Origin of the sequence: Sandaracinus amylolyticus, from assembly GCF_000737325.1 — a bacterium.
GTDB lineage: Bacteria > Myxococcota_A > Polyangia > Polyangiales > Sandaracinaceae > Sandaracinus > Sandaracinus amylolyticus.
Genome location: NZ_CP011125.1, coordinates 3,992,494 through 4,007,805, shown reverse-complemented (window position 1 = coordinate 4,007,805; position 15,312 = coordinate 3,992,494). Strand labels below are relative to the sequence as shown.

Sequence of the window (15,312 nt, the reverse complement as noted above, 5' to 3'; positions counted from 1 at the left end):
GCTCAGCGCGCCGGCTGTCCGAGCAGCGCGACGATCTCGCGCTCGAGGCGGTCCGCATCGCCGCTGCGATACCCGGCGTGCACGTGCCGCACGATGCCGCCGCGGTCGATCACGAACGACGTCGGCATGCGCGCCGGGCGGTAGCGATTCGCGATCGCGTGCCCCTCGTCGAACACCACCGGGAACGACAGGCGGTGACGGCTCGCGAACTGCCGCGCGTTGTCGACCCGCTGGTCCTGCGAGATCCCGATGATCGTCAGGCCGCGCTCGCGGTACTGGTTGTACAGCCGCTGGTAGACCGGCATCGAGTCCGCGCACGGCTCGCACCACGACGCCCAGAAGTCGACGACCACCACGCGCCCGCGCAGGCTCGCGATCGTCACCTGGTTCCCCTGGAGGTCGCGCATCCCCAGCTCGGGCGCGCGCGCCCCGGGGTCGAGCGCCATCGCGCTCGCCGCGATCGTGAGAGCGAACAGCGCGAGGACGACGGCGACGGCGCGGCTCATGGCCCGCTTCGACGACCCGAGCGTGGCCCGATTCACTGATCGAGCTCCTCGCGCACGTACGCCGGCAGCGACGTCGGCGGCTCACGGAAGCGACGCCCGTTCACGAAGAACGTCGGCGTGCCCTCGACGTTGAGCCGCCGCCCCTCCTCGCGATCGCGCTCGATCGCGGCCTGCGTCTCGGGCGAGTGCAGGTCCGCGTGGAAGCGCTCCATGTCGAGCCCGAGCTGCTGCGCGTAGCGCTCGAGATCCTCGTCCTCGAGCGCGCGCTGGTGCTCGAAGAGCAGGTCCGCCATCTCCCAGAACTTCCCCTGCTGCCCCGCGGCCACCGCGGCGCGCGCCGCCGGCATCGCGCGCGGATGACCGCTCAGCGGGTAGTTGCGGAACACGACCTTCACCTGGCCCTCGAAGTCGCGCAGCAGCTCCGCGAGCAGCGGGTGCGCGCGACCGCAGTACGGGCACTCGAAGTCGCTGAACTCGACGATCGTCACCGGCGCCATCGGCGCGCCGCGCATCGGGAAGCCCTCGCTCTGCACCTCGACCGCGGTGTCGCGCCCGTAGCGAAGCTCGTAGAGCTCCTCGATCTCCGAGCGCTCGTAGCCCTCCGCGATCAGCCGCGACACGTAGCGCGCCGCCGGCACGCACGTGCGGCACGCGCGGCCCTCGTCGGCGCAGCGCGCGACGCTCACCGGCTCGCCGCACGGCGAGAGCAGCGCGTTCACGAGGTCGACCCACACGCGGCGCTCGGCCGCCGTCAGATCCCCGAGGTCGACCGCCTCGAGCCGCTCGACGCGCGGGCCGCTCGGCGCGCGCGAGCCGCCTTGCTGCTGCGCCTCGCCGGACCCCGAGCCGGAGCCCTCGCCGCTCGTCTCACCGTTGCGCGCGCCGCTGCAGCTCGCGCCGATCGACAAGAGCGCCAGGGCACAGACGAGGCCCATCGGCGCGATTCGGATGCTGGACCTTCCTCGCATTTTCGGCGCGCATGCTACTGCACGTCGCGCGATTCTGCGAACGCGGTGCGCGACGTCCCAGCCGGTCGCGCGGCGCGCGTGATCGGCGCCGCGCTGGGCGCGCCTCGCCGCGCGATCTCGAGCACGTAGCGCGCGCACAGCGCGGGCACGTGCTGCGCGAGCCGCCCGTACGCCTCGCGCCCGCTGCCCGCGAGCGCGCGGAGGTACGGCATCCCGAAGAGCACGCGCAGCCAGCGATGCGGGTGCCGCCCGTACAGCCGATCGGCGAGGCGCGCCTGGAACCACAGGTTGCGGCCCTCGGCGGTCGCGAGGAACCCCGTCTCGTACCCCGCGATCGTCGCGCTGCGATCGTCGAGCGCGCGGCGCAGGCGCGACGCGGCGTAGCTCGCGATCTCGAGCGACGGCGCGATCCCCTCGCCGAGCAGCGCGTCGATCCCGAGCGCCTCGCCCACCAGCACGAGCCCGGGGCGATGCCCCTGCACGCCCGCGTCGAAGTAGCGCTCGGGCCAGCCGTGGATCTTCGAGTCGACGAGCCGGTACCCGAGGCGCGCCGCGTAGTCCTCGGTCCAGCGCCGCAGCACGTCGCCCGCGACCACTCCACGCCCGTCCATCACGCCGATCTTGAAGAGCCCGTCGCGCCGCGCCGGATCGGGGAACGGGAAGACCCACGCGTACCCGGGGATGCCGTCGAGGATCGGATCGAAGTCGAAGATCAGCGTGCCCGGCTTCGTGTCCGCCGACACCGGCTCGAACACCGCCTCGACGAGGCGCCCGGTGATCCCGCCGCGCAGCCCGCTCGCGCGGCGCGACAAGCCGTTCGCGCCATCCGCGCCGACGACCCACTCGAACGTCTCGGTCGTGCTCCCGCTGCGCACCCGCCAGCCCGACGGCGCGGGCTCGAGCGCCGTCACGTTCGTCTCCTCGCGCACCTCGACGCCGCGCGCGCGACACGCCTCGAGCAGCGCGAGATCGAGCTCGCCGCGATCGAACACCCACTGCGGCCCGCGCTCGCGCACCTCGAAGGCGCCGAGCTCGCAGCGGAACTCGAGGCCGTTCGTGGTCCCGCCGCCCTCGGGCCGCGCGCCGAGCACCCGCGCGATCCACTCGGTGCCGCGCACCGTGATCCCGCCGCCGCACAGCTTCGGGCGCGGAAAGCGCGCCTTGTCGATCAGCACGAGATCGCCGGGATCGACGCCCGCCGCGATCAGCTCGAGGGCGGTCGCGGTGCCGCCGGGGCCCGCGCCGAGGATCGCGATGCGCTGAGGTCGTCCCATTCGCGGGGCGAAGATGTCCGCGGGCTCCAGGCCTGGTCAAACCGCGCGCGCGCCGCGGGAGGAGGCCTCGAGGGTTCGCGCGATGCGCCCGCAACGTGGAGGGACCCATCGAGGGTTCGCGCGATGCGCCCGCGACGTCGAGGAAGCCATCGAGGGTTCGCGCGACGCGCCCGCAACGTCGAGGAAGCCAGCGAGGGCTCGATCGTTCCACGCGCGCAACGATCGAACCTTCGACGGGGCCTCACGTTGCAGGACGGGAACGATGCGACGACCGACGTTCGTTTTCGTTGCGTTCCTGGAACGGAGGAACCAACCAAGCATTCGATCGTTCCGCCACGGGAACGGAAGCGACCCTCCGAGGTTCCCAAGAGCTCACCGCTCGACCGAAGAACCGTCCGACGGTTCCGCGGAGCTCACCGCTCGACCGAACGACCCTCCGAGGGTTCCTCCGAGCTCATCGCTCGACCGAGCCACGTTCGAGGGTTCCCCGGAGCTCGCCGCGCGGCGAAAAAGAACGGTCCGAGGGTCCCCGAAGACAGACGGCAGAAAGACTGTACTGACACGTCAGTCTAGTTTTGCTAAGCACCCGGCCGTGCGAACGGCAGCGTTCTTCCGGCTCGAGGGTGCGCTCTCGGACTCCCCGGCGTGGGCCGGCGCGTTGTGGCTCGCGTCGAACGCGCCCAGCGTGCGTCGGCGGCTCTTCGGCATCGGCGGCGTCGCGCTCTCGGCGGCGATGGCCCAGCGCGATCCCGCGATCACTCGCCACGTCGCGTGGTCGACCCTGCGCGGCTTCAGCGAGGACCGCCTCGTCGTGCTCGGCGACGACTACGCGCGCGATCGCGTGCTGCCGTCGATCAAGCCCGACGCGCGGCGGCTCGTCGACGAGGCGCGCGCGAGCGGCCGCGTGCTCGTGCTGATCAGCGAGTCGATCGACGCGATCGTCCAGCCGGTCGCGGACGCGCTCGGGTTCGAGCTCGTGATCGCGAACGCGCTCGAGATGGACGGCGCCGAGGCGACCGGTGTGCTGCGCGAGCCCGTCGTCGGCCCCGAGATCGATCCCAAGCGGCTGCGCGAGCTCGCGGCGCGTCACGAGATCGATCTCGCGCGCTCGTGCGGGTACGGCACGTCGCGCAGCGACGGCGTGCTGCTCTCGCTCGTCGGCCTTCCCTGCGCGGTCGATCCCGATCGCGAGCTGGCGCGCGTCGCGCGCGATCTCGACTGGCCCGTGGTGCGCAGCGTGCGCGAAGAGGAGACGCGATGAGCATTCGTGAGGAGCTCCGCGGCAAGCAGGTGCTGGTCACCGGCGTGACCGGCTTCGTCGCGAAGGTGTGGGTCGCGTTCCTGCTCGAGCGCGCGCCCGAGATCGGACGCATCGTGCTGCTCGCGCGTGGCAAGCGCGGCCAGAGCGCGGCGTCGCGCGTGCAGCGCCTCTTCGAGCGCTCGCCGTGCTTCCGCCCGCTGCGGGAGCGTCACGGCGAGGGCTTCGGCGCGTTCCTCGCGTCGCGCATCGAGGTCGTCTCGGGCGACGCGCGCCGTCCGATGCTCGGCATCGACGAGCGTGTGCTCGAGGATCTCCTGCCGCGCCTCGACGCGATCGTGCACATCGCGGGGCTCACCGACTTCGTGCCCGACCCGCGCGACGGCGTCGCGGTGAACGTGCGCGGCGCGCAGCACGCGGCGGATCTCGCGGCGCGCACCCGCGGCAAGCGGCTCGTGCACATGAGCACGTGCTTCGTCGCGGGTCAGGGCTCGCGCGTGGTGCCCGAGGAGCTCGTCGCGGGCATCGCGCCGAACGGGACGCGCTTCGATCCCGAGGGCGAGCTGCTCGCGATCGACTCGGTGTGCGCGGCGATCGACGCGCGCCTCGACAAGGACGATCCCGCGGCGGCGCGGCGCGAGCGCATCGACGCGGGCACGCGCCGCGCGCTCGCGCTCGGCTGGCCGAACCTCTACACGTACACGAAGGGCCTCTCCGAGCACCTGCTCGCGATCCGCGAGACCGATGATCCGAGCAGCAGTGTCGCGATCACGATCGTGCGCCCCTCGATCGTCGAGTGCGCGCACGAGACGCCGTTCTCCGGATGGAACGAGGGCATGAACACCTCGGGCCCGCTGGTGTGGCTCGTGGGGACGCCGCACCGCCGCATGCCGTTCGCGCCGAAGCACCACTTCGACGTGGTGCCCGTCGACAGCGTCGCGCGCGGCACGACGCTCGCGCTCGTCCACGCGCTGCGTGAGCGCGCCGGGCGCGGGGTGCGCGGCGTGTGGCAGCTCGCGTCGTCGGATCACAACCCGCTCACGCTCGGTCGCGCGCTCGATCTCTCGACGCTCGCGCGCCGGCGCCAGTACGCGAAGAGCGACGATCCCTTCGAGCGCTTCGTGCTCGCGCACCTCGAGAGCGTGCTCGCGTCGCGCTCGGCGAGCGACGACCTCGTGCTGCCCACCGCGCGCAAGGCGACGCGCGCGCTGCGCGACGCGCTCGTCTCGTTCGATCCCGAGCACTACCTGCCCTCGTCGCTGCGCGAGCGGTTCGGCGAGGGCCTCGCGAAGCGCGCGCAGCGCGCCGCGAAGTCGCTGGGCAACACGTCGCGCACGATCGGCCAGGTCGAGCAGATGCTGCGCGTCTATCAGCCGTTCGTGTGGGACGACGATCTCGTGTTCCGCACCGACACGGTGCGCGAAGCGAGCGCGATGTTGGGCGACGAGGATCGCGCGCTCTTCGGCTTCGACGTGCACACGATCGACTGGCGTCGCTACTGGCTCGAGGTGCAGATCCCCGGGCTCGACACGTGGTCGCTGCCGCTCTTGAAGGGCGAGCGCGCGCCCGAAGATCCGGCGTGCGTGATCACGCCCGCGCTGCGCGAGCTCGTGGCGCGCGAAGCGGTGCGCCCGGTGGGCGCGCCGTCCGCGATGGTCGCGATGGGAGAGGAAGCGGAATGACGATCTTCGTAACGGGCGGCACGGGCTATCTCGGCTCGTACGTCGTGACGCGCCTGCTCGAGCAGCACGACGATCGGCTGCTGCTCATGGTGCGCGGCAAGTCGCGCGACGAGTCGGTCGCGAAGCTGTGGAACGGCCTCCAGCTCCACATGGACGCGGCGAGCTTCCGCGCCGCGCTCGAGCGCATCGACTTCGTGTCGGGCGACCTCACGATGCCGGGGCTCGGCATCACCGGCGACGAGCGCCGCCGCGTGACCCAATCGGTCGACTCGGTGCTGCACATCGCGGCCTCGCTCAATCGGAAGAGCGAGAAGGCGTGCCTCAACTCGAACCTGCGCGGCACGCTCAACGTGATCCAGCTCGCGCGCGACGTCGCGAGCGCGCGCGGTGGGCTGCGCCGGTTCAGCCACGTGTCGACGGTCGCGGTGTGCGGCCACCGTGATCGCGAGGACGTGACCGAGGACGCGTCGATCGACTGGAACCGCAGCGACTACGACCCCTACGGGCGCACGAAGAAGTTCTGCGAGCACATGGTCCGCGAGCTCCTTCCCGACGTGCCCAAGACGTTCTTCCGCCCGTCGATCGTGATGGGCGACTCGCGCCATCCGCGCACCACGCAGTTCGACATGGTGCGCGCGACGTGCCTGCTGATCGACGCGCCCTTCGTGCCGATGCGCGCCGACGCGCGGGTCGACATCGTGAACGCCGACTACGTCGGCCGCGCGATCGCCGACATCCACGTGAAGGAGTCGCCGCGCTACGACTGCTATCACCTCTCGAGCGGTCGCGCGTCGAAGCGCGCGGCCGAGATCGACGCGGTGCTCACCGAGAAGATCGCCGGGCGTCGTCCCGCGCGCTTCGCGCCGCGCCTCGAGAAGCCGTTCGCGTCGCTCATGAACGGCATGGCGGGGCTGCCTCGCTCGCAGGCGTCGCTCGTCGGCTCGCTGTTCAAGGTGTTCATGCCGTACATCACGTTCGACACGGTCTTCGTGAACGATCGCGTGTGCGAGGAGCTCGGCGAGACGCCGGTGCCGTTCACCGAGTACTGCGCGGGGCTCTATCGCTGGGCGAAGGAGCACGACTACACGTTCCCGTACGTCGCGTTGCCTGCGGCGCCGAGCGTCGAGCACGGCACGAAGAACGGAGCGGGCGCATGGGCCTGACCGGCAAGCTCCTCGCGCAGCTCGCGGGCAAGGCCGCGAAGACGGCGGCGAAGCGCACGAAGGAGGCGCTCGATCCCGATCGCCTGCTGCAGCTGACGATGGAAGGTCTCGTCGAGACCGCGCGCGAGCGGCACGAGACCGATCCGTCGCCGCGCTGGCGTCCGGGCGAGCCGATCAAGCTGCTCTTCGCGGGCTACGTCGGCACGCGCAACACCGGCGCCGACGTGCGCGTCGAGGAGATGGTGCGGCAGTTCCGCCACCTCTTCGGCGACGAGCACTGCGACCTCTCGATCCTCACGATCGATCCCAGCAAGACCCGCGGGTACTTCAAGACGGTCAAGCAGGTCCACGTCCCGCAGATCTTCCCGAAGTTCCTCTTCGATCAGGTGCGCGCGCAGCACGGCGTGATCGCGTGCGAAGGCTCGATGTTCAAGAGCAAGTTCGCGAGCGCGCTGACGACGATGATGGCGGGCGCGCTCGGCCTCGCGGTCGCGGAGGAGAAGATCGCGGTCGGCTACGGCGGCGAGGCGGGCGCGATGGACGCGTCGCTCGAGGACATGATCCGCCGCACCCTCGGGGAGCGCGCGCTGGTGCTCACGCGCAACGACGAGTCGAGCGCGATCCTCGAGCGGCTCGGCGTGCCGACGCGCGTCGGCACCGACACCGCGTGGACCTACGAAGGCGCGCCCGACGAGCTCGCGGAGAAGCTGCTGCGGCGCGCGGGATGGGACGAGAAGAAGCCCGTCGTCGTGGTGTGCCCGATCCATCCGTTCTGGTGGCCGGTGAAGCCGGATCCGCTGCGCGCCGCGGTGCACGGGCTGACCGGCGCGTACGAGAAGAGCCACTTCGAGTCGATCTACTTCCACGAGAGCGGGCCCGACGTCGACGCGCGCTTCGATCGCTACATCGCGGGCCTCGCGGGCGCGCTCGACGACTTCCGGCGCGCGCACGACGTGTTCCCGGTGATCGTCGGGATGGAGGCGCTCGATCGCAGAGCGTGCGAGGCGCTGCAGGAGAAGCTCGCGCGCCGCGGCAAGCCCGCGATGTTCGTCTCCGACGAGCACGAGTACCGCGAGATCGTCGCGGTGCTGCGGCGCGCGTCGCTCATCGTCTCGTCGCGCTACCACGCGCTCGTGTGCTCGATGCCGGCCGCGGTGCCGAGCGTGGGCGTCACGATGGACGAGCGCATCCGCAACCTCATGCGCGATCGCGGCCAGCGCGATCTGCTGCTCAACGTCGACGACGAGGCGCTCGACGAGCGGCTCTTCGAGGCGATGCACCGCGCGTGGTCGGACCCGGACGCGTCGCGCGTCGCGATCGAGCGCAGCGTCGCGCGCAACCTCGTGCGCCAGGGCGAGATGGGCGTGCACCTCGTCGATCACGTCCGCGCGCACCACCCGCGCTTCCCGTTCGCGAGGCACCTCGGATCGAGCGAGACCGGCGGCGACGGCGATCCGATCGCACACCTGCCGCCGCTCGCGGCGCGGCAGCGGCTGATCCTCGAGCGCTGGCGCGCGGCCGAGCTGGGAGAGCTCCAGGCATGAGCTTCGTGGACGTCTTCCTCGCGAACCTGAGCGAGCATCCCGATCGCGCGTTCGTCACCGAGGTGTTCTGCACCGGGCTCGCGCCGGGCAAGGAGCGCCTCGTGCCGACGCGCGGCGGACGCCTGCGCGAGATGATCGAGCAGGCGCGCCACGCGCTGCGCGCAGCCGGTGTGAAGCCGGGTGATCGCGTGGTGCTCGTCGCGCCGAACTCGGCGCGCTGGGTCGCGTGCGACGTCGCGATCCTCGCCGAGGGCGCGACGTGCGTGCCGATGTACGCGCGCCAGGCCGCGAGCGAGCTCGTCGCGATGATGCGCGACTGCGATCCGCGCGTCGTGATCGTCGACGGCGCGCCGCTCGCGGACGCGATCGCCGCGCACGCGCCGCCTGCGCCGATGATCCAGCTCGACGCGCTCTTCGCAGGCCACCCGCCGAGCGCGCTCGAGCCCGCGCGGCGCGTCGAGGCGAGCGACGTCGTCACGATCATCTACACGTCGGGCTCCAGCGGCGAGCCCAAGGGCGTGATGACGAGCGTCGCGAACGTCGAGCACATGCTGCCGGTGCTCGACGCGAAGCTGCGCGAGCTGACGGGCACGAGCGGCGGGCGCGATCGCGTCTTCCACTACCTGCCCTTCTGCTTCGCGGGCTCGCGCATGGTGCTCTGGGCGTGCCTCTTCCGCGCGAACGGCTTGTTCCTGTCGACGAGCCTCGACGACCTCGCGCGCGAGCTGCGCGTCGCGGCGCCCGAGTACTTCCTCAACGTGCCCGCGCTGCTCGAGCGCGTGCGCGCCGGCGTCGAGAAGAAGCTCGCCGAGCGCCCGCTCCCGGTGCGCATGCTCTACGAGCGCGCCATCGAGGCGTTCCGTCGCGAGCGCGCGGGCATCGCTCGCAAGCGCGATCGCGCGCTGCTCGCCGCGGCGAAGAGCGCGCTCTTCCCGAAGATCCGCGAGCAGATCGGCCACCAGATCACCGGGCTGATATGCGGCTCCGCGCCGCTCGCCGAGGAGACCCAGGCGTGGTTCTCGGACCTCGTCGGCATCCCGGTCTACCAGGTCTACGGGCTCACCGAGACCACCGCGATCGTGTCGATCGATCGCGTCGACGGAGTCGTCCCCGGGCGCGTCGGTCATCCGATCGCGGGCTGCGACGTGCGGCTCGGCGATCACGGCGAGCTGCAGATCCGCGGGCCCAACGTGTTCCGCGGCTACTTCCGCCGCGACACCGCGACGCGCGATGCGTTCACCGACGACGGCTGGTTCCGCACCGGCGATCAGGCGACGATCGACACTCGCGGTCTGCTGCGGATCATCGGGCGAGTGAAGAACATCCTCGTGCCGAGCTCGGGGCACAACGTCGCGCCCGAGCCGATCGAGCAGATGATCATGGAGCGCGTGCCCAGCGCGTCGCACGCGGTCGTGATCGGGCACGGTCGCCCGTACCTCGTCGCGCTGCTCGCGGGGACCGGAGATCGCGCGGCGATCGATCGTGCGATCGACGAGGTCAACGAGGCGCTGCCGCACTACCGCCGCATCCGGAAGGTCCACGTGCACGACGACCCGCTCACGATCGAGAGCGGGATGCTCACCGCCAACCAGAAGCTCCGGCGCCACGAGATCGAGGCGCACTTCGCGCGCGAGATCGACGCGCTCTACGCCTGACGGCTTCGAGGAACATCGTGCGCTACGACGGAACGCAGCTCTCGTTCGACCTCGGGCACGGCGGCGTGCTCGAGGTGCGGCTCCATCGCGAGCCCTGCAACGAGATCGGGCTCGTCATGCTGAGCGAGGTCGAGCGCGTCGCCGAGGCCGCGCACGCGCCGGGCGTGCGCGCGATGGTGATCACGAGCGCGGTGAAGCGCGGCTTCTGCGCCGGCGCCGATCTCCGCGAGCTCCATCGCGAGAACGCCGCGCGCGCGAGCGAGCCCGTCGAGGCGCGGGTGCGCGAGGTGCGTCGCTTCCTCGATCGCATCCACGCCGCGTTCGACGCGATCGATGCCGCGCCGATCACGACGATCGCCGCCGTGCACGGCGTCTGCTTCGGCGGTGGGTTCGAGCTCGCGCTCACGTGCGATCTGATCGTCGCCGACAAGACCGCGCGATTCTGCTTCCCCGAGCTGCGGCTCGGCTTGATCCCCGGCTTCGGCGGAATCCCGCGCCTCGAGCGCGATCTCGGCAACGCGATCATCCGTGATCTCCTCCTGACGGGGCGCAGCCTCGGCGCGGCGCGCGCGCAGGCGATCGGCCTCGTCTCGCAGCTCGTCGCGCCGGGCGAGCACCTCTCGGTCGCGCACCGCGTCGCGCAGCAGGCGTGCCGCTTCGACGGCCCGACGACGAAGGTCGCCAAGGCTTTCCTCAAGCCGATCCCGAAGGACCGCCTCGCCCGCGAGAAGGACGTGTTCTGCGAGCTCTTCGCCGGCCCGGTGGTCGCGAAGGCGCTCGCGCGCTTCGACGCCGACACCTCGGCGATGCCCTACCTCCCCGCGCCTCCCTCGTCCGAACAGCAGGACCCCGCATGAGCACCGCCAACGACGTGCTGCCGCGCCTGATGACCCTCGCCGCCGAGCGCTTCGGAAAGCGCGCGAGCGAGCTGCGCCCCGCCGACGATCTCTTCGACGCGCTCGGCATCGACAGCGTCGAGGCGATGTCGCTCGTCACCGCGCTCGAGGAGCGCTTCGCCATCGAGATCCCCGACTACGAGGTGCAGGACGTGCGCACGTTCGAAGAGCTCGCGACCGTGATCGCGCGGAGGGTCTGAGCCGCGATGATGATCCCGCCCGAAGGCTACGACTCGCTCGGCGCGCTGCTGCACGACGCGCTCGTGCAGTGGAAGAGCGAGACCGCGCTGATCGAGGTCGATCGGCGCGCCGAGAAGAAGCGCCTCACGTACCTCGACGTGCGCCGCGAGGTCACGCCGGTCACGCGCTGGCTCGCGGATCGCGGCGTCGGTCCCGGTGATCGCGTCGCCATCGTGATGAGCAACCAGGCGCGCTGGCCCATCGCGGCGATCGCGCTCTTCGCGCGCGGCGCGGTGATGGTCCCGCTCGACTACAAGCTCTCGGGCGAGGAGCAGGTCGCGCTCCTCCGCCACGCGGGCGCGCGCGCGCTGATCACCGAGCACCCGCTCCTGCGGCGCATGAAGGACCTGCCCGCGATCGACGTGCTGGTCTCCGAGGCGCCCGACGCGAGCACGGCCGCGACGCGCTGGGAGGATCTGCCCGACGACGTCGTCGCGCCGCCCGTCGAGCCGCGCACCCGCGGCGACGCCGCGAGCATCGTCTACTCGTCGGGCACCGGCGGGCGCCCCAAGGGCTGCGTGCTCACCCACGACGCGTACCTCGAGCAGCTCGGCGCGCTCATGCGCCTCTTCCCGATGCGCCCGGGGCACAAGACGTTCTCGGTGCTTCCGACGAACCACGCGATCGACTTCATGGTCGGGTTCCTCGGTCCGTTCGCGTGCGGCTCGACCGTCGTGCACCAGCGCACGCTGCGCCCCGAGTTCCTCGTGTCGACGATGCGCGAGCACCGCATCACGCACATGGCGCTCGTGCCGCTCCTGCTCGCCGCGTTCGAGCGCGCGATCGACGAGAAGATCGACAAGCGCCCCGCGTGGCAGCGCGCGGCCCTCGGGCTCATCTCGCGCGCCAACGCGGAGCTCACCCGCGCCAAGCCCGACGTGTCGCTCAGCCGCTCGCTCCTCGGCGGCGTGCACGAGCAGCTCGGCGGCTCGCTCGAGCTGCTCTTCTGCGGCGGCGCGTTCGTCGATCGCCGCCGCGCCGAGCGCTTCTACGAGCTCGGGATCCCGGTGGTGATCGGCTACGGCCTCACCGAGTGCTGCACCGTCGCGACGGTCAACGATCTGCGCCCCTTCCGCGCCGACTCGGTCGGCCGCGCGGTGCACGGCGTCGAGGTGCGCGTGCACGCGCCGAGCGACGACGGCGTCGGCGAGGTGTGGATCCGCGGGCGCACCGTGATGCGCGAGTACTGGAACGACGCCGAGCTCACCGCGCGCACGATCACCGAGGACGGCTGGCTGCGTACCGGCGATCTCGGATGGCTCGACGCGAGCGGGCACCTGCACCTCGTCGGTCGCAGCAAGAACATGATCGTGACCGCGGGCGGCAAGAACGTGTACCCCGAGGACGTCGAGTCGGCGTTCGAGGGCGTCGCGTGCGAGGAGCTCGCGGTGTTCGCCTCGGGCTACGTGTGGCCGCGCCACGCCATCGCCGGAGGACACGCGCTCACCGAGGAGCAGCTGATCGCGGTGGTGCGCACCAAGGGCGCGCTGCGCGACGCCGAGCGCGAGATCACCGCGCGCAACCGCAAGCTCCCCGAGCACAAGCGCGTGCACGCGGTGCTCGCGTGGAGCGAGTCGTTCCCGCGCACCGCGTCGATGAAGGTGAAGCGCGAGGCGCTCGCGGAGCAGCTGCGCGCGGGCGCGCGCCCCGAGCAGCTCGTCGCGCTCGAGCGCGCGAGCGCTGCAGTGATCGGAGGCCTGTCGTGACGAAGTGGTTGGCGATCGTGAACCCGGCGGCGGGCGGTGGGCGCTGCGGCGAGCGCGCCGACGAGGCCCTCGAGACGCTGCGGCGCGGCGGCATGACGATCGACGTGGTGCGCACCGAGTCGCCCGGGCACGCGACCACGCTCGCGCGCGACGCCGCCGCGAGCGGGCGCACCCACTTCCTCGCGGTCGGCGGCGACGGCACCACGTTCGAGATCCTCAACGGGCTCTTCCCGCGTCGCGAAGGCGGCGAGCCCCCCACGGTCGCGATGCTGCCGCTCGGCACCGGCAACTCGTTCCTCCGCGACTTCGGCATCGAGGGCGCCGAGGCCGCGATGGCCGCGATCCTCCGCGCGGAGGAGCACCCCTGCGACGTGCTGCGCATCGATCACGCGCGCGGCGTGCTCCACTCGATCAACATCGTCGGCGTCGGCTTCAGCGCGGACGTCGGCGCGCTCACGAACCGCCGCTACAAGCACCTCGGCGCCGCGGGCTACGTCGTCGCCGTGCTGCGCACCGCGATCGGCCTGCGCTCGCCGACGTTCCCGCTGCGCATCGACGGCGGCGCGCTCGACGCGCGCCCCGCGATCCTCCTCTCGTTCTGCAACAGCCGCTGCACCGCGGGCACGATGCGCATGGCGCCCAACGCCGAGGTCTCCGACGGCATGCTCGACGTGATCCGCATCGGGCCGCGCTCGCGCCTCTCGTTCGTGTCGGCGTTCCCCAGCATCTTCGCGGGGCGCCACGTGCAGAAGGAGGGCGTCGAGGAGGCGCGCGCCAAGCGCGTCGAGCTCGAGCTCGATCACGAGGTCGACACGATGATCGACGGCGAGGTGCTGCCGCTGCGCCTCCGCTCGATCGAGGTCGTGCCCGGCGCGCTGCGGGTGATCGCATGAGCGCGGTGCGCACCGAGGAGAGCGGCACCCGCGACGTGCCGCCCGTCCCTTCCGCGTCGCTGCGCTCGCCCTCGCTCGCCGACTACGCGAAGTCCGCCGCGCTCTGGGCCGCGGGCCTCACGTACTTCGTGCCCGCGTCGGCCGGCATGGTGCTCACGTGCGCGACGCTCGGGCTCGATCGCTCGCTCGCCTACCAGCGCTGGTACGCCGACTGGGTCATCCGGCTCACCGGATCGAAGTGGCGCGCGCACGTGCACCCCGACGTCGATCCCAAGCGCCCGTGCGTCTTCGTGCACAACCACACGAACCACTTCGACTTCGTGCTCATGCACAACGCGACGCCGCACTACAAGCGCGGGCTCGAGCTGGAGTCGCACTTCAAGTACCCGGTCTACGGCCCGATGATGCGCATCCGCGGCGGCATCGCGGTGAAGCCCGGCGTGAAGGGACAGACGCCCGAGGTGCTCGCGAACATGCGCGAGGCGCTCAAGGACGGGCACGCGATCCTCACGTTCCCCGAGGGCCATCGCACCACGACCGGACGGCTCGGTCCCTTCCGCAAGGGCGTGTTCTTCCTCGCGCGCGATCTCGAGATGCCGGTGGTGCCGGTGACGGTGACCGGCGCGTACGAGCTGATGCGCAAGGGGAGCCTGATGATCCGGCCGGGGCACGAGCTCACGGTGCACGTCGATGCGCCGATCGAGACCGCTGGCATGAGCGACGACGAGGTGCCGCAGCTCGTGGATCGCGTGCACGCGCAGATGTCGAAGCACATCGACGACTACTGGCGCGCGAAGGGATGGCCCGGATGAGCGCGCCGGCGCGCCGCGACGGTGCTCACGACGAGCCGCCGCACGACGGACGCAGCACGCGCGCCGCGGCGATGCGCGAGTCCCGCCGTCGTGCCGTGCTCGACGCGAGCCTCCGCGTGTTCAGCGAGAAGGGCTACCACGCGACGCGCATCAGCGATCTCATCGAGGCCGCGGGGATCGCGCGCGGCACGTTCTACCTCTACTTCGAGAGCAAGAACGCCATCTTCCACGAGCTGCTCGATCAGCTCCTCGAGCGCATCCGCGCGTCGGTCGACGGAGTCGACACGCGCGTCGACGCGGCGCCGCTGCGCGAGCAGCTGCTCGTGATCGTCCGGCGCGTGCTCGCGACGTTCCACCAGCACCCCGAGCTCACGCGGCTCGTGCTGCGCAGCGCGCCGGGGCTCGACGACGAGGTCGATCGCAAGCTGGCGGCGTTCTACGGGCAGCTCCACGCGTGGCTCGCGGTGTCGCTGCAGAACGCGCAGGCGCTCGGCCTGATGCGCGTGCTCGACGTCGACTTCGTGTCGTGGTCGGTGATCGGCGCGGTGAAGCAGATCGTCGAGCTCTCGCTCGAGCGCCGCGAAGGCGCGGATCTCGACCGCGCGACGCGCGCGCTGCTCGATCTGCACCTCGACGGAATGCTGCTCGCGCGCTGATTTCGCGCCGTGCTAGCGTCCGCGCTCGAGGCTATCCCGATGCGCGTCCTACCAGTCGT

Annotated in this window: 14 protein-coding genes; 11 read left to right on the top strand and 3 right to left on the bottom strand. The window is 71.6% G+C overall.

Features of this window, described 5'->3' with window-relative positions; all coding sequences use genetic code 11:
* Positions 1–2 precede the first annotated feature (2 nt).
* From DB32_RS17070 to DB32_RS48275, 3 genes are read right to left on the bottom strand one after another with little or no spacing between them, the layout of a single operon-like run.
* A complete protein-coding gene (locus DB32_RS17070) occupies positions 3–506 on the bottom strand; it encodes a TlpA family protein disulfide reductase (RefSeq protein ID WP_053233521.1) in 504 nt (167 codons plus the stop codon).
* Positions 507–538: 32 nt separating this feature from the next.
* Positions 539–1,441, bottom strand: a complete 903-nt coding sequence (locus DB32_RS48280; RefSeq protein ID WP_053233520.1) for a DsbA family protein — start codon at positions 1,439–1,441, stop codon at positions 539–541.
* A gap of 47 nt (positions 1,442–1,488) precedes the next feature.
* Positions 1,489–2,748 carry an NAD(P)/FAD-dependent oxidoreductase gene (locus tag DB32_RS48275; protein WP_053233519.1) on the bottom strand — a complete coding sequence of 420 codons (1,260 nt, stop codon included), beginning with the start codon at positions 2,746–2,748 and terminating at the stop codon, positions 1,489–1,491.
* 592 nt (positions 2,749–3,340) lie between these two features.
* Between DB32_RS48275 and DB32_RS48270 the strand changes: the two genes are divergently transcribed.
* Genes DB32_RS48270 through DB32_RS17005 form a run of 11 tightly spaced genes read left to right on the top strand, consistent with a single transcriptional unit; the run spans position 3,341 to position 15,253 of the window.
* Complete coding sequence (locus tag DB32_RS48270; RefSeq protein ID WP_169791464.1) at positions 3,341–4,009, top strand: HAD family hydrolase; 669 nt, start codon at positions 3,341–3,343, stop codon at positions 4,007–4,009.
* Positions 4,006–5,688, top strand: coding sequence for an SDR family oxidoreductase (locus tag DB32_RS17050; protein WP_053233517.1), 1,683 nt, complete (start codon positions 4,006–4,008; stop codon positions 5,686–5,688). Before DB32_RS48270 ends, DB32_RS17050 begins: the two co-directional genes overlap by 4 nt.
* Positions 5,685–6,851 (top strand): SDR family oxidoreductase, encoded by a 1,167-nt coding sequence (locus DB32_RS17045; RefSeq protein ID WP_053233516.1) that lies wholly within the window; start codon positions 5,685–5,687, stop codon positions 6,849–6,851. Before DB32_RS17050 ends, DB32_RS17045 begins: the two co-directional genes overlap by 4 nt.
* Positions 6,842–8,395, top strand: coding sequence for a polysaccharide pyruvyl transferase family protein (locus DB32_RS17040; protein ID WP_053233515.1), 1,554 nt, complete (start codon positions 6,842–6,844; stop codon positions 8,393–8,395). Before DB32_RS17045 ends, DB32_RS17040 begins: the two co-directional genes overlap by 10 nt.
* Positions 8,392–10,050 (top strand): AMP-dependent synthetase/ligase, encoded by a 1,659-nt coding sequence (locus DB32_RS17035; RefSeq protein ID WP_053233514.1) that lies wholly within the window; start codon positions 8,392–8,394, stop codon positions 10,048–10,050. Before DB32_RS17040 ends, DB32_RS17035 begins: the two co-directional genes overlap by 4 nt.
* Before the next feature lie 17 nt (positions 10,051–10,067).
* Entirely contained in the window at positions 10,068–10,907 is an 840-nt protein-coding gene (locus DB32_RS48265; RefSeq protein ID WP_053233513.1) for an enoyl-CoA hydratase/isomerase family protein, read from the top strand.
* Positions 10,904–11,146: an acyl carrier protein gene (locus DB32_RS17025; RefSeq protein WP_053233512.1), complete on the top strand. Its 243-nt coding sequence runs from the start codon at positions 10,904–10,906 to the stop codon at positions 11,144–11,146. The genes DB32_RS48265 and DB32_RS17025 overlap by 4 nt, the downstream gene beginning before the upstream one ends.
* A 6-nt stretch (positions 11,147–11,152) precedes the next feature.
* Positions 11,153–12,892 (top strand): AMP-binding protein, encoded by a 1,740-nt coding sequence (locus DB32_RS17020; protein WP_053233511.1) that lies wholly within the window; start codon positions 11,153–11,155, stop codon positions 12,890–12,892.
* Complete coding sequence (locus DB32_RS17015) at positions 12,889–13,785, top strand: diacylglycerol/lipid kinase family protein (RefSeq protein ID WP_053233510.1); 897 nt, start codon at positions 12,889–12,891, stop codon at positions 13,783–13,785. Before DB32_RS17020 ends, DB32_RS17015 begins: the two co-directional genes overlap by 4 nt.
* Positions 13,782–14,597 (top strand): lysophospholipid acyltransferase family protein, encoded by an 816-nt coding sequence (locus DB32_RS17010; RefSeq protein ID WP_053233509.1) that lies wholly within the window; start codon positions 13,782–13,784, stop codon positions 14,595–14,597. The genes DB32_RS17015 and DB32_RS17010 overlap by 4 nt, the downstream gene beginning before the upstream one ends.
* Entirely contained in the window at positions 14,594–15,253 is a 660-nt protein-coding gene (locus DB32_RS17005) for a TetR/AcrR family transcriptional regulator (RefSeq protein ID WP_053233508.1), read from the top strand. Before DB32_RS17010 ends, DB32_RS17005 begins: the two co-directional genes overlap by 4 nt.
* Positions 15,254–15,312 lie beyond the last annotated feature (59 nt).